We start from the raw sequence: 21,756 nt of genomic DNA, 5'->3' as shown, positions 1-21,756 counted from the left end.
GGCTCGGAGCGGCCGGATCAGCCGAACTGCCGCTCGATGCGTGCCAGTTTCTCCTCCAGGGAGTCGAGTCGCCGGATGGGCTGGGTGTCGTCCTCGGCGGTGAGGTCGATGGGTCCGACGGGGCCCGTCACGCCCGGGGCGTTCGACGCGCCCACCGTGCCCGTCCTGTTCACCGCCTGGAGCGGCCGGCCGCGTGGGGGGAGCTGCTCCTGCTCGGTTATGGAAGGCTCCGCTCCGGACTGCGAGCCGATCTGTGCCGGCTGGGGCGGCGCCGTCACCGCCGTCACCTCCACCTGCCGTCCGCCGCGGGCGCGTCCCCACAGCACGCGGTGCTGCCGGTTGTACGCCTTCAGCCGCGCGCGCTCCAGCTTTCCGGCCTCGCGGCGGCGCAGCCGGTGCTGGCGGCGCTGCCGCTTGTCCTCGCGGACCTCGTCCACGGCCTCGTCCAGCGTCCGTACGCCCTCCAGCAGCATCAGCGACCAGGCGCCGAAGGTCTCGCGCGGCGCCCGGAGCCAGCGCACCATCCGGATCTGCGGCAGCGGGCGGGGGACGAGACCCTGTTCGCGCAGGGCGGCCCGGCGGGTCTGCTTGAGCGCGCGGTCGAACAGGACCGCGGCCGACAGCGACATGCCGGCGAAGAACTGCGGGGCTCCCGCGTGGTCCATCCCGCGCGGCGCGTGCACCCAGTTGAACCAGGCGGCGGCGCCCGCGAAGGTCCACACCAGCATGCGGGAGCCGAGTGCCGCGTCGCCGTGGCTGGCCTCGCGCACGGCCAGGACCGAGCAGAACATGGCGGCGCCGTCGAGCCCGAACGGCACCAGGTACTCCCAGCCGTCCGTCAGGCCCAGGTTCTGCCGTCCGAAGCCGACCAGGCCGTGGAAGGAGAGGGCGGCGGCCACCGCCGCGCAGCAGAAGAGGAGGACGTAGGACGCGCTGCCGTACAGCGCCTCCTTGCGCCTCCTGCGTTCCTCGGTGCGTTCCCAGGAATCCGTGCCCGTCGCGTCCTCCGGTCCGCCGTGGCGGCCGCGGGAGAACACCGTCACCGCCACCACGGCTCCGGCGAGGGCCACGGCACTGGGCAATACCCAATTCAGCGGTATGTCGGTCACTCTCATCTTCTTGCGTCCCTTGCATCGCGGTACCGGCCTTTCGCGCGCCATCCTGACGGAATCGGCCAGCGCACCAAGCGGTTTCCGGGCAACTCGCCGCCAATGGACGCCAAGGACATACGGATAGGTGTGTATTGCTTCGAACATCCTGCTGCGACCGGGGAATTGGGTTCTAATCAATTCACCCTTTCGAGTGGATTGAAGAGGATCGGCTTGAGCTCGGTCGGGTGATGCGAATGGTGTCGCGTGGTGCTGGTGTCGGCTGGTGCGGCACCCCCGGCCCGTCGGGGCGCGGGCCGGGACCGTCCCCCGCTCCGTGGCGGCCGGGCCTTACTTCGTGACGATCGGGGTTTGAGCCGCCGGATCCTCCGCCTATGGTTCGAATGGAGACATAGGAGGACCTCTCATGGAGCAGGGCAGACCCCACCCGGCGGTGCCGCACCCGCGCACCGGCGCGCCCGCCCGCGAGCCGCTCGCCGACGGCGCCGCGGCGCGCGGTGAGCACGTACACGGCGAGCGTCCGCACGGCGAGCGCGTCAACGGCGAGCACCGGCACGCGTTCGGGGCGGGCGCGCCGTCGGCCGGCCTCGCCCGGCGGATGCCGACGCGCTACTCCGTGCGCGGCCAGGTGCTCGACGCCCTGCGCAAGGCCCTGGTCGGCGGCGACCTCATACCCGGGGAGGTCTACTCGGGGCCCGCGCTGGCCGAGCGGTTCGGGGTCTCGGCGACGCCGGTCCGGGAGGCCATGCAGCAGCTGGTCGCCGAGGGTGCGGTCGAGGCCGTGCCCAACCGGGGCTTCCGGGTCACCAGCCGGTCCGCCCGCGACCTGGCGGAGCTCGCCGAGGTCCGCGCCCTGCTGGAGGTGCCCGTCCTGCTCCGGCTGGCCCGTACGCTGCCCGCGGCGCGCTGGCGCGAACTGCTGCCGCTCGCCGAGCGGGCGGAGGCCGTCGCCCGCGGCGGCGACCGCGCCGCCTACGCCGAGGCCGACCGCGCCTTCCACCGCGCCCTGCTCGGGCTCGCGGACAACCGCCAGCTCGTCACCGTCGCCGACGAGCTCCACCGCCGCGCGCAGTGGCCGGCCCCCGGGGACTGGGCCCGGCGCACGGACGACCTCGTCGCCGACGCCGCCGAGCACGCCGCCCTGCTCGACGCGCTCGCCGCCCGCGACCTGCCGGCCGTCGAGACGCTGGTCCGCGGGCACTACACGGGCGCGGCGGAATGAGCCCGGCGGGCCGGGCACCCGGTCCGCTCGGGTGACCGGCCGCCCGTCCTCAGTCGGTCGTCGCTCCCGCCTGGCGCTGGGGCAGCCGGTCGACCAGCCAGGACGGGACCCCGCCCAGCAGCCGGACCAGCCGTCCCGCCTCCTCGCGCAGCCGGGTCGCCTCGGCCGGGTCGGGGAGGACGGCGGCGAGCGAGACGAGGGCCGGTGCGATTCCCACCAGGTAGCCGAGCTCCTCGCGGATGCGCAGTGACTCGGTGTAGCCCTGCCGCGCGTCGGCGTCCCGGCCGTCGTGCTCGGCCATCGCCGCCAGGTGCCGCCAGGTGAACGAGAGCAGCAGCCGGTGGCCGTGCTCGCCCGCTCCCGTGTGGGCGCGCCGGAACGCGGCCGTGGCGTCGGACGGGTTGTCCGAGAGGTGCTGGGCGATCAGGCCGCGGCGGAAGTCGAGCAGGGGGCGGCCGGGGGAGCGGGGCGCGAGCAGTGCCGCCGCGCGCCCCAGGGCGGAACGTGCTTCGTCCGCCCGGTCGCGTACACCCAGAAGAGTGGACAGGTAGGCGAGGTGGCCCCGTTCGCACGCCGCCGCGCCGCGCTCCTCGTCGTCCGTGGCCAGCGCCTCGGCGCCGCGCAGCGCGTCCTCGGCGGCGCTCCAGCCCTCCGCGGTGAACACGCAGCGCTCGATCAGCACGGTCGTACGCCACCGGGCGGCACCCGGGTCCGTCGCCGCGCGCGGGGCGATCAGCGCGGCGGCGTCCTCCCAGCAGGCCCGCGAACGGAGCCGCCACACCGCGCGCTCCAGCGGTCCGTCCTGCGGACTCGGCCCCTGTGGTCCCCATGGTTCCGTCAAGCCAGAATTCCGCATGGCGGTCTCCGCCACAGTGCCCTCCCCAAGCGCGCCGTCGAGCTGGAAGCCAAGCCTGCTCCGATCACAGCACGCGGAACCGGGCCCGGCCAAGAGGCCGGTGTGAACCAATTCACAAAGCGGGGGGTGGACTTCGGCCGCGAGGACTGCGAAGATCACCGCCCTTGCGCCCGGCCCGCCCGGTGACCAGCCCGTTCCGGCGTGCGGCGGCGACCGCCGTCCGGGCGACGGAGCGGAAAATCCCTCGCGCGCCACGCCTGCCCCTGGCACCATGGCCCGCGCACACCCCATCGCGCACACCCCATGCCGCACAAGGGAGACGACCGGACGATGCGCCAGGCCCTCGGAAACATCCAGCGCCCTGACCGGACGACCGTTCCCGAGGACTTCTCCCCTTATGCGCACCTCCAGCCCGGCCCCGGCCACCCGGGGCTTCCTGAACATCGGCATCCTGGCGCACGTCGACGCCGGTAAGACCAGCCTCACCGAGCGCCTGCTGTTCGACACCGGCGTCCTCGACCGGCTCGGCAGCGTCGACGCCGGCACCACGCGCACCGACTCCGGCGAGATCGAGCGCCGACGCGGCATCACCATCCGCTCCGCCGTGGCCTCCTTCCCTCTCGACGGCCTCCACGTCAACCTCATCGACACCCCCGGCCACAGCGACTTCATCGCCGAGGTCGAACGCGCCCTCGGCGTGCTCGACGGCGCGGTGCTCGTCCTGTCCGCCGTCGAGGGCGTGCAGGCGCAGACGCGGGTGCTGATGAAGACCCTGCACCGGCTCGGACTGCCCACCCTGATCTTCGTCAACAAGACCGACCGGGCCGGGGCGCGCGAGGCCGAGACGCTGGCCGCGATCCGCGCCCGCCTCACGCCGCGCGTCGTCCCCATGAACACCGTCCACGCCATCGGCACCCGGGACGCCCGCACGCTGCCCGGCTCCTTCGCCGACCCCGCCTTCCGCGAACGCGTCGCCGAAGCCCTGGCGGAGGACGACGACGCGCTGCTCGCCGACCTCGTCGAGGACCGGATCCCCGACGCCGGACGGCTCCGGTCCGCCCTCGCCGACCGCACGGCGCGCGGCCTGCTGCACCCCGTCTACTTCGGGTCCGCCCACTCGGGGCAGGGCGTGGCGGACCTCCTCGACGGCATCGCCCGCTGGCTCCCGCCGGCCGGCACGGGAAGCGCCGCGGACCGGGCCCCCGCCACCCCCGCCACCCCCACCGCGCCCGTGGGCACCGTCTTCGCCGTCGAGCGGGGCGCGAACGGGGAGAAGACCGCCTACCTCCGCCTCTTCTCCGGCTCCCTGGACCGCCGCGACCGTGTCACCCTGCACCGGCACGGCCCCGACGGCGGCGTCGGCGAGATCACCGGCCGCGTGACGGCGCTCGAGGTCGTCGGAGCGCCGCCCGGCGCCGCCCACCGGCTCACCCCCGGCGGGATCGCCCGGCTCCGCGGCCTCCCCGGCGTCCGCGTCGGCGACCGCCTCGGCCCCGCACCCGGGAACGGCGACGGGCCCACACGCGGTCGCGGCAACGCCAACGGGGTCGGGAGCGGGATCGGGCACTCGGGCGGGTCGCCCACCTTCGCCCCACCGAGCCTGGAGACGGTCGTCCGGCCCCGGAAGCCCGGGGACGCCCCCCGCCTCTACGCCGCGCTGGCCGCCCTCGCCGACCAGGACCCGCTGATCGGCACCCGCCCGCTGCCGGACGGCGCCGGCACCTCCCTCCTGCTCTACGGCGAGGTCCAGAAAGAGATCATCGCGGCCACCCTCGGCGAGGAGTTCGGGGTCGACGCCGTCTTCGAGGAGAGCCGTACCGTCTTCCGTGAACGTCCCACCGGGAGCGGCAGCGCGTACGAGGGCATCGACCGCCACCGGACCGCCGCCTTCTGGGCGACGATCGGCCTCCGGGTGGACCCGGGCCCGCCCGGCTCCGGCGTGGCCTTCCGCCGCGAGACGGAACTCGGGGCGATCCCCCTCGGCTTCGACCGCGCCATCGAGGAGACCGCGCGCCGCACCCTCCGACAGGGCCTGTACGGCTGGCCGGTGACCGACTGCGTCGTCACCCTCACCCACTCCGGATACGCCAGCCCGGTGAGCACTGGGACGGACTTCCGGTCGCTGACTCCCCTCGTCCTGATGCGCGCCCTCGACGAGGCCGGCACCCGGGTGTACGAGCCGTGCCACGCCTACGAGGCCGAGGTGCCCGCCGACGCGCTGAGCGCCGTGACGGGTCTCCTCTCCGAACAGGGCGCCCGGATCCGGGACACCGCGCCCGGCCGCGGCACTTGGGTGATCAAGGGAACCGTCCCCGTACGCCGGGTGGCGGCGGTGGAGCGGCGCCTCCCGGCGCTGTCCCGGGGCGAGGGCCTCTGGTGGTCGGCCCCCACCGACGACCTGCCCTGCCCCGGAACCCCGCCGGTCCGGGCCCGGACGGACGGCGACCCGCTCAACCGCGCCGCCTACCTGCGCCACTTGGGCCGGACTTGAGCACTGGCACCTGAGCACCGGCGGCCGGGCCCGGGGCAGAGGTGGTGCCGACGTTCCCCTCCTGACACACGTCGGCGCCACCGCACCCGGCCCGGGCCCCGTCCCGTCGGCTCAGTAGACGATCCGGTACTGATTCCAGCCGGAGTTGCCTATCTTCTCCTTGGCCGCGAAGGGCGCGGACGCCTTGCCCGTGCCCTTGTAGCGCCACAGCGCACCGGACTTGTCGCGGGCCACCAGGTCCGCGCGGCCGTCCAGGTCCGTGTCGCCGGCCCCGAGCAGCAGGTTGAACTGGTTCCAGCCGCCGCCGATCCTCGTCCGTCCCTGGAACGGCTTGGCCCAGTCGCCCGTGCCCTTGTAGAGCCAGAGCACCCCGTCCTTGTCGCGGGCGACGATGTCCGTCTTCCCGTCGCCCGTCAGGTCGCCCTTGCCGGTGATCTGCGTGTACTGCCCCCAGCCGGGACCCACCTTCTTCGCGCCGGTGAGCGAGCCGTCCTCCCTGGCGAGGTGAAGCCAGAGCACCCCCTGCCCGTCCCGGGTCAGGAGGTCCGGCTGCTTCGCCCCGCCCAGGTCGCCCGGCGAGAAGAACGTGTCGTACCCGCCCCAGCCCGACGCGACCTGACGGTGCACCGAGTCCAGGGGTCTGGAGAGGATCACCTTGTGGTCGGCGGTGAGGAAGTAGGCGTCGCTGTCATACACGTTGTCCGAGTCGGTGTCGACCTGCGTCGCCGCCCGCAGCCCCGGCAGGTCGCCGAGCCCCTCCGTGCGGCGCTCCAACCCGCCCTTGCCGTCCCACATGTACGTGTAGTCCTTGCCCGCCCCGTCGACGACCTCCAGGGGGAAGTGCGGCGCGTCACCGGGCAGCACCCGCGCCAACCGCTGACGCGCCGTCATCGCTGCGGCCCGCCCCGTACCCTCGTCGGCCACGGCCGCACCCGCGGCGGTCACGACGAGCGCCGCTGCGGCCGCCGCGGCGGCGACGCGAGGGAGTCGATGCATGTCTCAGTCTCCGTTCTCAGTCTCCGTACCGGATGGTGAACAAGGCAAAGCGGCAGCACGGCTCCTGACGGCCGGTCACACCGTCTTGCGTGCCTCTATCTTTTCACAGCTTCGAAGCCTGTCAACCGAGTTCACAGCAACGACGCTCCGAACGGGCCGCAACGGCCACAGGCCGGGCCGAAAGCCGGCCCGGCCTGTGGTGGTGCTGGTACTGGTGCGGGTATTGGTGCGGGGTACTGGTGCGGCCCGAGGAGCCGGTTCCGTCAGTACCAGATGGTGTGGTTCCAGATGATGTCGCGCGCCTTCGCGCCGTTGTCCAGGCCGTGGGCGGGCCGGTCGGTGACGAAGTACTCGCGGAAGGTGGACTGCGGGTCCTGGGACATCATGGTGTTGCTCTTCGTCCAGCCGCCGTCCACCTGGGACCACAGGTCGACCAGGGTGGTGGCGACGCGCGCCTCGCAGGCGTCACCGGGGTCGATGCCGCGGGTGGAGCGGTCGTTGGCGAGGTTCAGCGAACTGCCGTTGCCCCAGTAGTAGGTGGTGTCGCCGAAGGTGTGGAACGCCACCGCGTTGGCGTAGCCCTCCGTCCAGGCGCAGCTGGCCGAGGAGGTGCGGTCGACGTAGTGCGGCGAGCAGTTGGTCACCCGCGGCCACCAGCCCTTGTAGAGCTTGCCCTGGAGGGCGTGGCCCGCCTCGTGGACGGTGGTGTGCTCGGAGTCGGGGTCGTTGTCGGCGAGGTGGATCCGGTCCTCGCCGGGGTTCCAGTACGTGCCGTCGGTGGAACCGGGGTACCACTGGACGGTGATCGGGGTGCAGCGCCCGGCCTGCTCGCTGCTCGCCCAGCAGTCGGTCGTCGCGCCGCGGTTCCACCACAGCTTGTTGAGCGTGTCGAAGGTGTGCCAGGCGCGGCTCTGCCCCGCGTTGGCGTACACGGTGCCCAGGCCGGCGTTGCCCGAGAAGTTCGTCACCGCGTACGACGAGGTGGCGTACTGGCCGCCGTTCCGGTCGATCACCGACCACATCCGGCCGGCCTGCGTGCGGAACTCGACCCAGGCGGCGGCGGTGGTGGAAGTGGTCGGCGTGTAGCAGAGGTTGAAGCGGCCGTCGCCGTTGCCCGTCATGCCCGTGGCGAGCTTCTGCGTGGCGCCGTTGGCGGCGGCCTTGCCCCACAGGGTGACGTTGGAGTTGCTGACCGGTTCGTCCCGGTTGGCCTTGCCGTTCCAGATGCCGCCCTCGGCGGACTGGAAGCGGTTGCGGAACGTGCCGTTGACGCAGACCTGGGCGCGGGCGGTCGGCGCCGGGGCGGCCGAGGCGCGGGGCGGGGCCTTGGGGGTGACCTTGCGCGGCGCGCGCTGGTCCGGACCGCGGCCGTGGACCTTGGTCGCGCGGGCCTTGGTGACCGAGACGCCCTTGTTCGTGGAGCCCTTGGCGGCGCCGACGGTCAGTTCGACCGAGTCGTGTCCGGTGCGGCGCGGGTCGGGGCGGTCGAGGTCGCTGACGTCCGCCTGGATCTGGGCGGGTCCGGCGGCGACGGCCTTGACCTTCAGCTTGACGGTCCGGGTGCCGGGGGAGAGCGCGAGCTCGCGGCTGGTGCGCTGGCCGTGGTCGTCCGTCGTGGGGGCGGCGAGACCGGAGTCCCGGCCGGTTATCCGCAGTCCGGGCGGCAGTTGGAGCGACAGGCCGGCCTTCTTGACGTCGGCCTGCGCCTTGACGCGCACGGTGAGGGTGGCCTGCTCGCCGACGGCCGGCAGGTGGTCGAGGGACGCGGTGACGCCCAGGCAACTGGGCGGGGCCTCCCCGTGCTTGTCCGCGGAGCGGATCGTGCAGGGGCCGTTCGGGGCGGCCGCGTGGGCCGGGTTCGGCTTGTCCGTGAAAGCGGACGCGAACGCGGCGGTGGCCGTGGACGGTGTCACGGCGACGGCCAGGCAGGCGCCGACGCCTGCCAGTGCGGTCAGGGGGACCGGTTTCAGTATTCGTCTTCTCAAGGCCCGTTTTCGGGACATGGGCAGACCTCTCTGCGGCGCGCGCGAACCGGATCCGGCCGATCGGCCCCGGCCCGCACGGGCGCCGCCGTGGGGAGTTGGGCACTGCCACCGGGTGCTGACACGTATTCAGCCAAGGAGCAAACCGCTGGCCAAAACAACACCCTGGGTGACAGAGATCGAAACCATAGCGGATGGTCCGCGCATGTCACCACCCGCGCGAAAATCACGGTGCGTGTGATAACTGGGCCTCTGACCAGCAGTGTTGACGCATAACGGAAGCGGCCGGTGTTTTGGATCACGTGCTTCCGGTGCGGCGCGTTCCGCCTGGCCGACTACATTCCGTGATGGGCGGCGTTCGGTCGGCGATCACGAACGCCCGCTCATCCGCCCGGCGTCAGCAGCAGCGCGAACCCGGACAGCGTCGCCATCGACACCAGCGTCGAGACGACCACCGCGTCGCGCGCGAGGGCGCCGGCCGCGCCGTACTCGCGGGCGTAGACGTAGACGTTCTGCGCCGTCGGAAGGGCGGAGCAGACGACGGTGGCGAGGAGTTGGTGGGGCGGGAGGTGGAGGGCGTAGCGGCCGGTGGCGTAGGCGGCCGCCGGCTGGAGGAGGGTCTTGAGCGCGACGGCGACCCCGACCTCGGCCCGCGACCCCGCCGCCGTCGTCCCGTCGTCCGCGCGGCGGCGGCCGTGCAGCGACAGGCCGAGCATGACCAGCGCCGTCGGCACGCCCGCCCGGCCGAGCAGGTCGCAGGAGCCGTCCAGGGCGCCCGGCAGCCGCCAGTGCGCGGCCGAGCAGACGCCGCCAGCGGCGGCGGCGAGCACGATGGGGTTGCGGACGGGCGCGAGGAGCGCGCGTCCGGCGCGCCGGCGGGCCTCGCCCGTCCCCGCGCCGAGTACCGCCAGCATCAGGGGTGTCACCACCAGCACTTGAAACAGGATCACCGGAGCCACCACCGACGCGTCGCCCAGCACCTGGGTGGCCACGGGGATGCCGAGGTTGCCGGAGTTGACGTAGCCGGCGGCGAGCCCGCCGACCACCTGTTCCGCGGGCTTGCGGTGGAAGAGGCGACGGGCCGCGACGGCTCCCAGCAGGAGGGCCGCCGCCGTGCCGGAGGCGAACGCGAGCATCGAGGCGTTCGCGAAGCCGCCGAGCGGCGTCCGGGCGAGCAGCGTGAACAGGGCGGCCGGCATGGCGATGTTGAACACGAACCGTCCCAGGACGTCCTCCGCGTCCGCGCCGAGCAACCCCGTCCTGCCGGCCAGCCAGCCGACCCCGGTCAGGGCCCAGAGCGGGACGAAGGCGGCGAGCAGCGCGGACAGGGCGTGCGGGGTGGGCATGGGTCCTCGGGCGAACGGGGTCGGCCCGTCGCGGGACGGGGTGGGGGGCGGACGGGCGTGGGGCGCCACCGGGGGCGGACGATTACGGGGCGCCACCGGCGCACGGCGGAGCCCGCGGCACCCCCGCGCTCACTCCGGCGGCTTCGCCTTGAGCCCGTTCCCGCACAACGGCACGACGGCGAACGGGCGGTCGCCCTCCACCGCGCGCTCCGGCACCAGGCCCGCCCGCAGCGCCGCCCAGCAGACTGCCGACGTCGGCTCCACGAAGAGCCCGTTGCGCGCGAGTTCGCGATGGGCAGCGACGATCCGGTCCTCGGGGACCGTCACGAACGTACCCCCCGTCTCCCGTACCGCCCGCAGCACCTGGGACCCCCGGGCCGGGCGGGCGATGGCGATGCCCTCGGCGACGGTCGGCTCGGCGGTGATCCGCTCCGGCACCTCGCCGCCCAGCGCGGCGGCGCGCGCGAGGGGCGCGCAACCGGCCGCCTGCACCGCTGTGATGGCGGGCAGCCGGTCGATCAGCCGCTGGTCCAGGAGCTCCTGGCAGCCGAGGCGGGCGCCGAGCACCAGGGTGCCGTTCCCGGCCGGGAGGACGAGCGTGCCGGGCAGCCGGCCGCCCAGCTGCTCCCACAGTTCGAAGACGTAGGTCTTGGTGCCGTGCGGGAAGAACGGATGGTGGACGTGGCTCGCGTAGAACGTCCCCGGCTCCTCGGCCGCGCGGGCCGCCGCGGCGGCGGTGTCCTCGCGGGTGCCCTCGACGCGGCGTACCTCCGCGCCGTACGCCCGGAGTTGGGCGGCCTTGCCCTCGGACGTCGCCGCCGGCACGTACACCTCGCAGGGGAGGCCCGCGCGCGCCGCGTAGGCGGCGACCGCCGTCCCCGCGTTGCCGCTGCTGTCCGCCAGCACCTTCGGCACGCCCAGCCGCGCGGCCAGCGCCACCAGCAGTACCGCGCCGCGGTCCTTGAACGAACCGGTGGGCATCAGGTGGTCGGCCTTGAGCAGCACGTCCGGCCGGCCGGGCGCGGCGATCAGCGGGGTCATCCCCTCGCCGAGGGTGATCCGGGGCGGGCGCGGCACCGGCAGCGCCTCGGCGTACCGCCACAGGGTGGACGGACGCCGCCCGAGCTCGACCGCGTTTGGCATGGCGGGCACGAAGCCGTGGACGTCCAGCGGGCCGTGGCAGTCGGCGCAGCGCCAGGCCAGGTCGGCGAGGGCGTGCAGGCGCCCGCAGGTGGCGCAGCGCAGCCGCAGCCCGCCGTACGGGACGCCCGGACCGTCCGGGCCGTCCGGTGCGGAGGAGGGGCCGGCGGACCCATCGGCCGGAAAACGCATCGTGCCTCTCCTCCTCGAGTCCGCCTCGTGCGCCACCCCGTCCGGGGTTCAAACCAAGGGAACCACCGGGCCCTTGACAACCATGCTCAACAGCCCACTCAGGCAGAGTGTCCAGCGATCTAGACAGTTCGTCAAGATTTGAAGGGCGTATCCCTGATGACGTACTTCTAGTCTCGTTCGGGACCCGGCGGGCGGGCCGGACGGTCCGGCGAAGCTGATGGACGTGCGGAGGCAGGGATGACATCACCGGCATCAGCGGGACGGGCGGGGCAGGCGGGACGGACGGGGCGGACGGGGCGGACGGTGCCGTCCGGGCCCCCCGAGGTCCAGGCCCCGCCGGGCCCGGACGGCACCGCGGACGCCGTGCTGCGGGCCCTGCGCCCGGTCGTCGACGGCCTCGCCGCCACCTTCGGCGCCCAGTGCGAGGTGGTGCTGCACGACTACCGCACCCCCGACGCCAGCGTCGTGGCCCTCGCCGGCTCGGTGACCTCGCGGACCGTGGGCGGGGCCATGAGCGAGATCGGCCTGGAGATGCTGGCACGCGGTGACACCGCGCAGGACAAGCTCAACTACGTCACCAAGACCCCCGACGGGCGCACGGTGAAGTCGTCCACCCTGCTGCTGCGCGACGGCTCCGGGCACGTCTTCGGCTCGCTCTGCGTCAACCTGGACATCACCGAACTCCGGCTCGCCGCCAAGGCGCTGGCCGCCCTGGTCGGCACGGCGGACGCCGCCCCGCCGGCCACGACGGTGTTCTCCGACGACATCGGCGAGGTCGTCACGGCCGTGATCGAGCAGGAGGAGGAACGGCTCGGCCGGCCGCTGGCCCACGACTCGCGGCAGGGCCGCCTCCGGGTGATCGAGGCGCTGGATGCCCGCGGGGTGTTCCGGCTGAGCCGCTCGGCGCAGGTCGTCGCCGAGCGGCTCGGGGTGTCGCGGGCGACGGTCTACGCCGACCTGGGGCTGGTACGGGGGGAGCGGCGGGGACCGGAGTGACGGAGTCGCCCCCGGCGCCCTCGACAGTGACGGAGTCGCCCCGGCACCCTCAGCTCATCCGCGGCACTCTCAACTCATCCGCAGCGCCAGGAAGAAGTCCAGCTTGTCCTCCAGCCGCGACAGATCGCGCCCGGTCAGCTGCTCGATCCGGCCCACCCGGTAGCGCAGCGTGTTGACGTGCAGGTGCAGCCGGGTCGCGCAGCGCGTCCACGAACCGTCGGAGTCCAGGAAGGCTTCCAGGGTGGGGATCAGCTCGGCGCGGTGCCGGTTGTCGTACTCGCGCAGCGGGTCGAGGAGGCGTGCGGTGAACGCGCGGCGGACGTCGTCCGGGACGAACGGCAGCAGCAGCACGTGCGAGGCCAGCTCCTGGTGTCCGGCCGCGCAGACGCGCCCGGGCCGGGCCGCGGCGACGCGGCGGGCGTGCCGGGCCTCCTCCAGGGCGCCGCGCAGCCCCTCCGCCGAGTGGACGGCGGCGCTGACGCCGAAGGTGAGGCGGCCGTCACCGTCGAGCCCGCGGGAGAGCGGGGCGCGGACGGCGGCCAGCAGGGCGTCGGCGTGCAGACCGGCGTCCGGGCCGCGTTCCGGATCCGCGTCGTCGCCCGCGGCGGCAGGGGCCGGGGACAGCGGCACCAGGGCGACGGCCTCGTCGTCCGTGTGGGCGACGGCGATCCGCTCGGACGGCTCGGTGCCCGTCGCGTCCGGGGCGACCAGCGCCTCCTCCAGCAGGCTCTGGGCGATCGGCCCGGCCGGGAGGGCGGCGGCCGTCTCGCCGTCGGTCCACTCCACGCGGGCCACGACGACCTGCCAGTGCGGGGCGGTGCCCGGTCCCGGCAGCAGGACGGGGGTGGCGACCCGCAGCCGGGCGGCGATCTCGGCCGGCGCGGCGTTCGACTGGACGAGCTCCAGCACCTCCTGGGCCAGTCGGCGGCGGACCGTCCGGGCGGCCTCGCGCCGCTCCCGCTCGACGGCGATCAGCTGGGTGACGCCGTGCAGCAGGTCGAGCCGCTCGGCCGGCCAGTCGCCGGCGTCGGCCTCGACGGCGAGCAGCCAGTCGGAGAGGACGGTCTCGCGCGGGTCGGCCGGCCCGGCGGACGTGCCGCGGATCGGGAACAGGGAGTACGTGGCGCCGCCCGCCGTCACCCGGTGCGGGCCCCGGCGGCCGGAGCGGGCCGCGGCCAGGTGCTCGCCCGCCAGCACGGCGCTGACCTCGGGCGACAGGGCCGGCCCGGCACCCGCCAGCGAGGAGCCGGCGATCGGGCGGCCGGTGGGGGAGAGGACCCAGGCACGCAGGTCCAGGTCCGAGCCGAGCAGGTCGAGGACGACCTCGGGGCCGCCGCCCGCCGGGCCCGAGGTCATCAGCCGGCGGTGCCGGTCCACGACCGCGGCCAGGTCGCCGGCGCGCTCGCCGGAGACCTGCCGGACGACGTGCTCGGTGATCGACGCGAACGACACCGTCTCGTCGACCGAGAACAGCGGCAGCCGGTGCCGGGCGCAGGCCGCGATCAGGTCGTCGGGGGTGGAGCTGATCTCCGCCTCGCCCGCCGCGAGCCCGGCCACCCCGGCGGCGGCCAGGATGCGGACGAAGCGCTCGGAGTCGGCCGGCTCCCGGCGCCAGGCCAGGCCGGTGAGGACCAGTTCGCCGCCCGAGAGGTAGCGGCTCGGGTCGCGCAGATCGGTGGTCATCACGCCGCGGACGGTGCGGTCGAGCTCGTCCGCGCCACCGAGCAGGCGAAGGCCCAGCGCGTCGGTCTCCAGCAGTGCGCGCAGCCGCATGATGGGTCGCCGCCGATCTTTCTCGTGTGTTGTCGTGTTACCGGTGCGAAGCCGTGAGGTTTCGGGGCCCCGCCTTTCGTTCGAATCTACAAGACGTCGTACGTGACCAGCCAACCGCTTCATGGTTTCGGTGACTGCACCCGCCCGGTGAAGCCTCTGTGTACTGGCTGCACGCGGCACCGACCCGGCACCGACCCGGCACCGACCCGGCACCGACCCGGCACAGACCTCCCCCACGACGACCCGCCCGGAGCCGTCCGAACGGCCTCGCCACAGCCCCCGTACGGCCGTACCCGGCCCCCGGCCCGACCCGCCGTCGCCACCGCCATCGGCGCCGGTGTCGGGCCCCGGGCGGTCGCGGGCCGGACGGGCCACCGGCCCGGCGCGGGACCAGAGCGAGAAGAGAAACGCCCATGGACTTCCTGCGCCCCGACCGCTGGGAGGACGCGCTGGCCGCCAAGGCCGAGCATCCCACGGCGGTGCCCCTGGCGGGCGGCACGGACGTGATGGTCGAGATCAACTTCGACCACCGCCGTCCCACCCACCTCCTCGACCTCACCCGGATCCGCGACCTGTACGCGTGGCAGACCGACGGGCCGGACGTGCGGCTCGGCGCCGCCGTCCCGTACGCCCGCGTCATCGCGGAGCTGTCCGGTCCGCTCCCCGGCCTCGCCCTCGCCGCCCGCACGGTCGGCTCGCCGCAGATCCGCAACCGCGGCAGCGTCGGCGGCAACCTCGGCGCCGCCTCCCCGGCCGGCGACTCCCACCCCGCGCTGCTCGCGGCGGGCGCGGTGGTGGAGGCGGAGTCGGTGCGCGGCACCCGGCTCTTACCGGTCGAGGACTTCTACACCGGCGTCAAGCGCAACGCCCTCGCCCCCGACGAGCTGATCCGCGCCGTGCGCATCCGCAAGGCCGCCGGGCCGCAGCAGTTCGCCAAGGTCGGCACGCGCAACGCGATGGTCATCGCCGTGTGCGCCTTCGGCCTCGCCCTGCACCCCGACACCCGGACCGTCCGCACCGGCATCGGCTCGGCGGCACCGACGCCCGTCCGGGCGCGGGCGGCGGAGGACTTCCTGACCGCGGCCCTGGACGAGGCCCGCTGCTGGGAGACCGGCCGGCCCGTACCGCCCGCCGCGGCCGCCGAGTTCGCCGCCCTCGCGGCGGCCGCCTGCAACCCCATCGATGACGTGCGCGGCAGCGCGGCCTACCGTCGCCACGCGGTCGGCGTCATGGCCCGGCGCACGCTCGGCTGGGCGTGGCGGCAGTACACGGACGGGACCACGGGGGAGAGGGGCGAACGATGCGCGTGAACATGACCGTCAACGGCCGGCCACGGCGGGCCGACGACGTGTGGGAGGGCGAGAGCCTCCTCTACGTCCTGCGCGAGCGGCTGGGCCTGCCGGGCTCCAAGAACGCCTGCGAGCAGGGCGAATGCGGCTCCTGCACGGTCCGCCTCGACGGCGTCCCGGTCTGCGCCTGCCTGGTCGCGGCCGGCCAGGCGGAGGGACGGGACGTCGTCACCGTCGAGGGCCTGGCCACCCGCGCGGGCCTGCCGGACGGGAAACTCTCCGCGGTGCAGCGGGCGTTCGTCGACGCGGGCGCCGTCCAGTGCGGCTTCTGCACCCCGGGCCTGCTCGTCGCCGCCGACGACCTGCTCGCCCGCGACCCCGACCCGTCCGACGCCGACATCCGCGAGGCACTCTCCGGCAACCTCTGCCGCTGTACGGGCTACGAGAAGATCCTCGACGCGGTGCGGCTCGCGGCGGCGCGGGGCGGGGGCGGCGCTGCGGACGAGGCCGGCGCTGAAGACGAGGCCGGCGGGACGGACGGGAGGGCCGAGGCGTGAGCGAACGAAACGTGCCCGGCCGTCTCGCCTCCGAGGGCCTCACGCAAGGCAGCCGCACCCGCGGCGGCATCGGCGAGTCGACGCTCCGCCCCGACGGAACCCTCAAGGTCACCGGCGAGTTCGCCTACGCCTCCGACCTCTGGCACGAGGACATGCTCTGGGGCCACACCCTGCGCAGCCCGCACGCCCACGCGCGGATCCGGTCCGTCGACGTCGCCGAGGCCCTGGCCACGCCCGGCGTGTACGCCGTCCTGACCCACGACGACCTCCCGGCCGCCACCCGCTACGGGCTGGAGATCCAGGACACGCCCGTCCTCGCCGACGGCGTCGTCCGCCACCACGGCGAACCGGTCGCCCTCGTCGCCGCCGACCACCCGGAGACCGCGCGCCGCGCCGCCGCGAAGATCCGGGTCGCGTACGAGGAACTCCCGGTCGTCACCGACGAGACGAGCGCGACGGCGCCCGGCGCGCCCGTCCTCCACCCCGGCCGCACGGACGGCCACGCGGCCCACGTCCCGCACCCCAACATCGTCCACCGGCAGCCCGTCCGGCGCGGCGACGTCGCCGCCGCGAAGGCGCGGGCGGCGGCCGTCGTCACCGGCGAGTACGAGGTCGGGATGCAGGACCAGGCGTTCCTGGGGCCGGAGTCGGGCCTCGCCGTGCCGGCCGAGGACGGCGGCGTCGACCTCTACATCGCCACCCAGTGGCTGCACGCCGACCTCCGCCAGATCGCGCCCGTCCTCGGCCTGCCCGAGGACAAGGTGCGTATGACGCTCTCGGGCGTCGGCGGCGCCTTCGGCGGTCGCGAGGACCTGTCCATGCAGGCCCACGCCTGCCTGCTCGCGCTGCGCACCGGCCGGCCGGTGAAGATGGTCTACGACCGGTTCGAGTCCTTCTTCGGTCACGTCCACCGGCACCCGGCCCGGCTCCGCTACGAGCACGGCGCCGACCGCGACGGCCGGCTCCTCTACGTCACGGCGCGCATCGTGCTGGACGGTGGCGCGTACGCCTCGTCCTCCCCGGCCGTCGTCGGCAACGCCGCCTCCCTCTCCGTCGGCCCGTACGAGTGCCCGAACGTCGACGTCGAGGCGCTGGCCCTCTACACCAACAACCCGCCCTGTGGCGCGATGCGCGGCTTCGGCGCCGTCCAGGCGTGCTTCGCCTACGAGGCGCAGATGGACCGGCTGGCCACCGAACTCGGACTGAATCCGGTCGAGTTCCGGCGCCGCAACGCGATGTCGCAGGGGTCGGTGATGCCGACCGGGCAGGCCGTCGACTCGCCCGCCCCCGTCGCCGAGCTGCTGCGCCGCGTCAAGGCCATGCCGATGCCGCCCGAACGGCAGTGGGAGACCGCCGGCGGCGGCCCCGACCTGCGGGCGCTGCCCGGCGGGGTCGCCAACACCACCCACGGCGAGGGAGTCGTCCGGGGCGTCGGCTACGCGGTCGGCATCAAGAACGTCGGCTTCTCGGAGGGCTTCGACGACTACTCGACGGCACGGGTGCGACTGGAGTGCGCCGGCGGGGAGGCCGTGGCCACCGTGCACACGGCGATGGCCGAGGTCGGGCAGGGCGGCGTCACGGTCCACGCCCAGATCGCCCGGACCGAACTGGGCGTCTCCCGGGTGACCATCCAGCCGGCCGACACCCGCGTCGGCTCGGCCGGTTCCACGTCCGCGTCCCGCCAGACGTACGTCACGGGCGGTGCCGTCCGGCACGCCTGCGCGACCGTCCGCGAGCGCGTCCTGGCGCTCGGCCGGACGAAGTTCGGGACGTACCACCCGGCCTGGGCCACCGCCGAACTCCTCCTGGAGGACGGCAAGATCGTCACCGACGGGGGCGAGGTGCTGGCGGCCCTCGCGGACGTCCTGGAGGGCGAGGAGCCGGTCGAGGCCGAGGTGGAGTGGCGGCACCGGCCCACCGAACCGTTCGACCTCCGCACCGGCCAGGGCACCGGCCACGTCCAGTACTCCTTCGCCGCCCACCGCGCGGTGGTGGAGGTGGACACCGAACTGGGCCTGGTCAAGGTCGTCGAGCTGGCCTGCGCCCAGGACGTCGGCAAGGCCCTCAACCCGCTCTCGGTCACCGGGCAGATCCAGGGCGGGAGCACGCAGGGGCTGGGGCTGGCCGTCATGGAGGAGATCGCGGTCGACCCGGTCACGGGAAAGGTCCGCAACCCCTCCTTCACCGACTACCTCATCCCCACCATCCTCGACACCCCGGCCATGCCGGTCGACGTCCTCGAACTCGCCGACCCGCATGCGCCGTACGGGCTGCGGGGCGTCGGGGAGGCGCCGACCCTCTCCTCCACGCCCGCCGTCGTGGCCGCCATCCGGCAGGCGACGGGGCTGGCGCTGCGGCGGGTGCCGGTGCGGCCGGAGCATCTGACGGGGACGTGAGGGGGGTGTGAGGGGGATGTGACGGGGGTGAGCGGCTTCGGGGCCGCTTGCCACCCGTGCCCGGGGCGGCGCCTTCCCGGCCGTGCCCGTTCCTGTACCGGTGCCCCGGCCCGCCGGCGCCGGCGTTCCCCCACACGCCACACTGCCGTCCCCACTCGGCCGTCATCGGGCATCCCACCCGCCTGACCAGGTATCCGCCCGTCCACCGTCCGTTCACCCGCCCGTCCACCGTCCGTTCACCCGACCGCCGACGTCCCCCCACCCGACCGTCGACGTCCCCCCACCCGACCGTCGACGTCCCCCCACCCGACCGTCGACGCCCCCCACCGGCATCCGCACCGCCCGGCATCCGAGGAGCAGGCAGCCACCATGACCCAGCCATCCGTGGAGCCGGCGGCCACGGCCGAGGGCTTGCGCCCCCCGGCCGACAGGTCCCGTCTCGCCCGGCTCGACCGGTACTTCCAGATCTCGGCACGCGGCTCCACCCCCGCCCGCGAGGTGCGCGGCGGTATCACCACGTTCATGGCGATGTCCTACATCGTGCTGCTCAACCCGCTGATCCTGTCCGGCAAGGACGCGTCCGGGCAGACCCTCGGCCACGCCGCCCTCATCACGGCGACCGCGCTGGCCGCGGCCGTCTGCACCCTGCTCATGGGCCTCGTCGGCAAGGTCCCGCTCGCGCTCGCCGCCGGCCTCGGCGTCTCCGGGGTGCTCTCCACCCAGGCCGCCCCGCACATGACCTGGCCGCAGGCGATGGGCATGTGCGTGCTGTACGGCGGCGTCATCGTCCTGCTGGTCCTCACCGGCCTGCGCGAACTCGTCATGAACGCCATCCCGTTGGCGCTCAAGCACGCCATCACCATCGGCATCGGGATGTTCATCGCCCTCATCGGCCTGGTGAAGGCCGGGTTCGTGCACGCGGCCAAGAGCGGCGGGCCGGTCACCCTCGGCCCGGCGGGCGAACTCGCCGGCTGGCCCGTGCTGGTCTTCTGCGTGACGCTCCTGACCGTCTTCATGCTCCAGGCCAGGAACGTCCCGGGGGCCATCCTCATCGGCATCGTGACGGGCACGGTCCTGGCCGTCACCGTCAACGCGGTGGCGGACCCGAGCCCGGGCGCCTGGCAGGCCGGCGCCCCCGAACTCCACGGCAGCGCCGTCTCGCTGCCCGACTTCTCCCTCCTCGGCGACGTCTCGTTCGGCGGCTGGGGCTCGCTCGGCGCGCTGAGCGTCGGCGTGATCGTCTTCACCCTCGTCCTGGCCGGCTTCTTCGACGCGATGGCCACGATCATCGGCGTCGGCACCGAGGCCGGACTCGCCGACGAGCGCGGCCGGATGCCCGGCCTCAGCCGTGCGCTCCTCGTCGACGGCGCGGGCGGTGCGATCGGGGGCGTGACGGGCGCGTCGGGCCAGACCGTCTTCATCGAGTCCGCCACCGGCGTCGGCGAGGGCGCCCGCACCGGACTGTCGTCCGTCGTCACCGGCCTCCTCTTCACCGCCTGCCTCTTCTTCACCCCGCTCACCCGGATGGTCCCGGGTGAGGTCGCCGCGGCGGCCCTGGTGGTCATCGGCGCGATGATGATGAGCCACGCACGGCACATCGACTGGAACGACCGGGCGGTGGCCGTCCCCGCGTTCCTCACGGTCGTCCTCATGCCGTTCACGTACTCCATCACGGCGGGCGTCGGCGCGGGCGTCATCGCCTACACCGCGATCAGGACGGCGGAGGGGAAGTGGCGGGAGCCCGGGCCCTTCATGTGGGTGCTGACGGTGGTCTTCACCGTCTACTTCGCGCTGCATCCCATCGAGAACTGGCTGGGCGTCAAGTAGCCGGAGACGAACCCGAGACGAAGGGGGGCGCATCATGCTGGACCTCGCAGAAGACCTGCACCGCTGGTGCGCGGAAGGCCGCGACTTCGCCGTCGCCACCGTCGCGTCCGTCCACGGCAGCGCCCCGAGACCGCCCGGCGCGGCCCTCGCCGTGGACGCGGCGGGTACGGCGATCGGCTCGGTCTCGGGCGGCTGCGTCGAGGGGGCCGTCTACGAACTCTGCCGCGAGGCGCTGGCGACCGGTACCGGCCGGCGCGAACGCTTCGGCTACTCGGACGAGGACGCGTTCGCGGTGGGGCTGACGTGCGGGGGCGTGATCGAGGTCCTGATCACGCCGGTACGGGCGGCGGACCCGTCGAGGGGCGTGTACGAGGCGGCGCTGTCGGCGGCGTCGCGGGGCGAACCCACGGCGCTGGTCCGCCCGTTCTCCGGCGACGCTCCGGGGGCGCTCCTCGTCCGCCCGGACGGCGCCTTCTCGGGGGCACTGGGGGAGGTACCGGTGGGTGACCGGCGAGCGGCGGACGAGGCCGCCGCCTTCCTGGCCGCCGGCCGGACGGGCGTCGTGACGCTCGGCGCCGAGGGCGCGTACTGCGGCCGTCCGGCCGACCTGCTGATCGAGTCGAGCGTGCCGCCGCCGCGCCTGATCGTCTTCGGCGCGATCGACTTCGCGGCGGCCCTCGTACGCGTCGGCAAGTTCCTCGGCCACCACGTCACGGTGTGCGACGCCCGGCCGGTGTTCGCCACCCGCGCCCGCTTCCCGGACGCGGACGAGGTCGTCGTCGACTGGCCGCACCGCTACCTCGACGGCCAGCAGCCCCTGGACCCGCGCACGGCCGTCTGCGTCCTCACCCACGACGAGAAGTTCGACATCCCGCTCCTCGTCCGCGCCCTCCGCCTGCCCCTCGCCTACGTCGGCGCCATGGGCTCCCACCGCACCCACCACACCCGCCTCGCCCGCCTCCGCGAAGCGGGGCTGTCCGGCTCGGAGTTGGCCCGCCTCCGCTCGCCCATCGGGCTGGACCTGGGCGGCCGGACGCCGGAGGAGACGGCCCTGTCGATCGCGGCGGAGATCGTCGCGGTCCGGAGGGGCGGGACGGGGGCGCCGCTGCGGGGGGCGGGGGTGCCGATCCACCGGGACGTGGAGGCGGGGATCAGCGTGTGAGATCACGCGGGCCGCAACCGGCGGTCGAGCGCGGCGCCGACCTCGGGGCAGGTCCTGCGGACCGTGTCGAGGAAGGCGCCCAGCGCCGGGGAGCGGTCCTGGTCCGTGAAGGACAGGACGAGATCGGGCAGCGCCGTGCGCGGGGTCACCGCACAGAAGCGGACGCCCGGGCGCGGGGCCGACAGCATGCGGGAGGGCCCGAGGCCCACGCCGATGCCGCAGGCGGCCAGGCCGATGATCGTGTGCACGTCCCGGGCGACGGTCGCACCCTCCAGCACGGCGGCGTCCTCGCCCAGCAGGGCGCGCAACCCGGCGGCGACCGCGGGCTCGTCCTCCCCGGCCGCCACGATCAGCGGCTGGTGCCGAAGCTGCTCCCGGCTCACCGACGTCCGGCCGGCGTAGGGATGCGCGGTGCTCACGAC

Annotated in this window: 16 protein-coding genes; 8 read left to right on the top strand and 8 right to left on the bottom strand. The window is 74.4% G+C overall.

What is annotated here, in order from left to right; genetic code table 11:
- Positions 1-17: 17 nt before the first annotated feature.
- Complete coding sequence (locus tag JNW98_RS00080) at positions 18-1,115, bottom strand: DUF2637 domain-containing protein (RefSeq protein WP_223765940.1); 1,098 nt, start codon at positions 1,113-1,115, stop codon at positions 18-20.
- Between the two features lie 400 nt (positions 1,116-1,515).
- Here JNW98_RS00080 and JNW98_RS00075 point away from each other — a divergent pair, with 400 nt between their 5' ends.
- Positions 1,516-2,331: a GntR family transcriptional regulator gene (locus tag JNW98_RS00075; protein WP_223765939.1), complete on the top strand. Its 816-nt coding sequence runs from the start codon at positions 1,516-1,518 to the stop codon at positions 2,329-2,331.
- A 49-nt stretch (positions 2,332-2,380) separates the two neighbouring features.
- Here JNW98_RS00075 and JNW98_RS00070 read toward each other — a convergent pair whose 3' ends face one another.
- Positions 2,381-3,187 (bottom strand): hypothetical protein, encoded by an 807-nt coding sequence (locus JNW98_RS00070; RefSeq protein WP_223765938.1) that lies wholly within the window; start codon positions 3,185-3,187, stop codon positions 2,381-2,383.
- A gap of 397 nt (positions 3,188-3,584) precedes the next feature.
- Here JNW98_RS00070 and JNW98_RS00065 point away from each other — a divergent pair, with 397 nt between their 5' ends.
- Positions 3,585-5,678, top strand: a complete 2,094-nt coding sequence (locus JNW98_RS00065) for an elongation factor G (RefSeq protein WP_223765937.1) — start codon at positions 3,585-3,587, stop codon at positions 5,676-5,678.
- 111 nt (positions 5,679-5,789) lie between these two features.
- Here JNW98_RS00065 and JNW98_RS00060 read toward each other — a convergent pair whose 3' ends face one another.
- The 4 genes from JNW98_RS00060 to JNW98_RS00045 all read right to left on the bottom strand — a co-directional run bounded on the left by JNW98_RS00060 (position 5,790) and on the right by JNW98_RS00045 (position 11,334).
- Positions 5,790-6,674, bottom strand: coding sequence for an FG-GAP repeat domain-containing protein (locus tag JNW98_RS00060; protein ID WP_223765936.1), 885 nt, complete (start codon positions 6,672-6,674; stop codon positions 5,790-5,792).
- A 263-nt stretch (positions 6,675-6,937) separates the two neighbouring features.
- Positions 6,938-8,677, bottom strand: a complete 1,740-nt coding sequence (locus JNW98_RS00055; protein WP_223765935.1) for a mycolysin — start codon at positions 8,675-8,677, stop codon at positions 6,938-6,940.
- Between the two features lie 362 nt (positions 8,678-9,039).
- The gene (locus tag JNW98_RS00050; protein WP_223765934.1) at positions 9,040-10,002 is read right to left on the bottom strand and encodes an AEC family transporter; all 963 of its coding nucleotides are present in this window, start codon (positions 10,000-10,002) and stop codon (positions 9,040-9,042) included.
- A 129-nt stretch (positions 10,003-10,131) separates the two neighbouring features.
- Positions 10,132-11,334: a threonine synthase gene (locus JNW98_RS00045; RefSeq protein WP_223765933.1), complete on the bottom strand. Its 1,203-nt coding sequence runs from the start codon at positions 11,332-11,334 to the stop codon at positions 10,132-10,134.
- Positions 11,335-11,637: 303 nt separating this feature from the next.
- Between JNW98_RS00045 and JNW98_RS00040 the strand changes: the two genes are divergently transcribed.
- Positions 11,638-12,330 (top strand): helix-turn-helix transcriptional regulator, encoded by a 693-nt coding sequence (locus JNW98_RS00040; protein ID WP_223765932.1) that lies wholly within the window; start codon positions 11,638-11,640, stop codon positions 12,328-12,330.
- Between the two features lie 69 nt (positions 12,331-12,399).
- On the opposite strand, the gene JNW98_RS00035 is transcribed toward JNW98_RS00040, so the two are convergent.
- Entirely contained in the window at positions 12,400-14,103 is a 1,704-nt protein-coding gene (locus JNW98_RS00035; protein WP_223765931.1) for a PucR family transcriptional regulator, read from the bottom strand.
- 413 nt (positions 14,104-14,516) lie between these two features.
- Here JNW98_RS00035 and JNW98_RS00030 point away from each other — a divergent pair, with 413 nt between their 5' ends.
- The 5 genes from JNW98_RS00030 to JNW98_RS00010 all read left to right on the top strand — a co-directional run bounded on the left by JNW98_RS00030 (position 14,517) and on the right by JNW98_RS00010 (position 21,334).
- Entirely contained in the window at positions 14,517-15,413 is an 897-nt protein-coding gene (locus JNW98_RS00030; RefSeq protein WP_223765930.1) for an FAD binding domain-containing protein, read from the top strand.
- A complete protein-coding gene (locus JNW98_RS00025; RefSeq protein WP_223765929.1) occupies positions 15,404-15,949 on the top strand; it encodes a (2Fe-2S)-binding protein in 546 nt (181 codons plus the stop codon). Before JNW98_RS00030 ends, JNW98_RS00025 begins: the two co-directional genes overlap by 10 nt.
- Positions 15,946-18,345, top strand: a complete 2,400-nt coding sequence (pucD, locus tag JNW98_RS00020) for a xanthine dehydrogenase subunit D (RefSeq protein WP_223765928.1) — start codon at positions 15,946-15,948, stop codon at positions 18,343-18,345. Before JNW98_RS00025 ends, pucD begins: the two co-directional genes overlap by 4 nt.
- A gap of 369 nt (positions 18,346-18,714) precedes the next feature.
- Positions 18,715-20,172, top strand: coding sequence for an NCS2 family permease (locus JNW98_RS00015; RefSeq protein ID WP_223765927.1), 1,458 nt, complete (start codon positions 18,715-18,717; stop codon positions 20,170-20,172).
- A 34-nt stretch (positions 20,173-20,206) separates the two neighbouring features.
- The gene (locus tag JNW98_RS00010) at positions 20,207-21,334 is read left to right on the top strand and encodes an XdhC family protein (RefSeq protein ID WP_223765926.1); all 1,128 of its coding nucleotides are present in this window, start codon (positions 20,207-20,209) and stop codon (positions 21,332-21,334) included.
- A 2-nt stretch (positions 21,335-21,336) separates the two neighbouring features.
- On the opposite strand, the gene JNW98_RS00005 is transcribed toward JNW98_RS00010, so the two are convergent.
- Positions 21,337-21,756, bottom strand: a 420-nt coding sequence (locus tag JNW98_RS00005) for a LysR substrate-binding domain-containing protein (protein WP_263420219.1), incomplete at its 5' end; no start/stop codon positions are given.

The organism is Streptomyces huiliensis, assembly GCF_020037025.1.
GTDB classification, from domain to species: Bacteria; Actinomycetota; Actinomycetes; order Streptomycetales; family Streptomycetaceae; genus Streptomyces; species Streptomyces huiliensis.
This window is presented reverse-complemented; position numbering and strand designations above follow the sequence as displayed.

Excerpts from the sequence above, each read along its gene's own strand:
- JNW98_RS00050 (WP_223765934.1), bottom strand. The coding sequence starts at position 10,002 with ATGCCCACCCCGCACGCCCTGTCCGCGCTGCTCGCCGCCTTCGTCCCG.
- JNW98_RS00060 (WP_223765936.1), bottom strand. The coding sequence starts at position 6,674 with ATGCATCGACTCCCTCGCGTCGCCGCCGCGGCGGCCGCAGCGGCGCTC.
- JNW98_RS00080 (WP_223765940.1), bottom strand. The coding sequence starts at position 1,115 with ATGAGAGTGACCGACATACCGCTGAATTGGGTATTGCCCAGTGCCGTG.
- JNW98_RS00070 (WP_223765938.1), bottom strand. The coding sequence starts at position 3,187 with ATGCGGAATTCTGGCTTGACGGAACCATGGGGACCACAGGGGCCGAGT.
- JNW98_RS00035 (WP_223765931.1), bottom strand. The coding sequence starts at position 14,103 with ATGCGGCTGCGCGCACTGCTGGAGACCGACGCGCTGGGCCTTCGCCTG.
- JNW98_RS00010 (WP_223765926.1), top strand. The coding sequence starts at position 20,207 with ATGCTGGACCTCGCAGAAGACCTGCACCGCTGGTGCGCGGAAGGCCGC.
- JNW98_RS00015 (WP_223765927.1), top strand. The coding sequence starts at position 18,715 with ATGACCCAGCCATCCGTGGAGCCGGCGGCCACGGCCGAGGGCTTGCGC.
- JNW98_RS00025 (WP_223765929.1), top strand. The coding sequence starts at position 15,404 with ATGCGCGTGAACATGACCGTCAACGGCCGGCCACGGCGGGCCGACGAC.
- JNW98_RS00075 (WP_223765939.1), top strand. The coding sequence starts at position 1,516 with ATGGAGCAGGGCAGACCCCACCCGGCGGTGCCGCACCCGCGCACCGGC.
- JNW98_RS00045 (WP_223765933.1), bottom strand. The coding sequence starts at position 11,334 with ATGCGTTTTCCGGCCGATGGGTCCGCCGGCCCCTCCTCCGCACCGGAC.
- JNW98_RS00055 (WP_223765935.1), bottom strand. The coding sequence starts at position 8,677 with ATGTCCCGAAAACGGGCCTTGAGAAGACGAATACTGAAACCGGTCCCC.
- JNW98_RS00030 (WP_223765930.1), top strand. The coding sequence starts at position 14,517 with ATGGACTTCCTGCGCCCCGACCGCTGGGAGGACGCGCTGGCCGCCAAG.
- JNW98_RS00065 (WP_223765937.1), top strand. The coding sequence starts at position 3,585 with ATGCGCACCTCCAGCCCGGCCCCGGCCACCCGGGGCTTCCTGAACATC.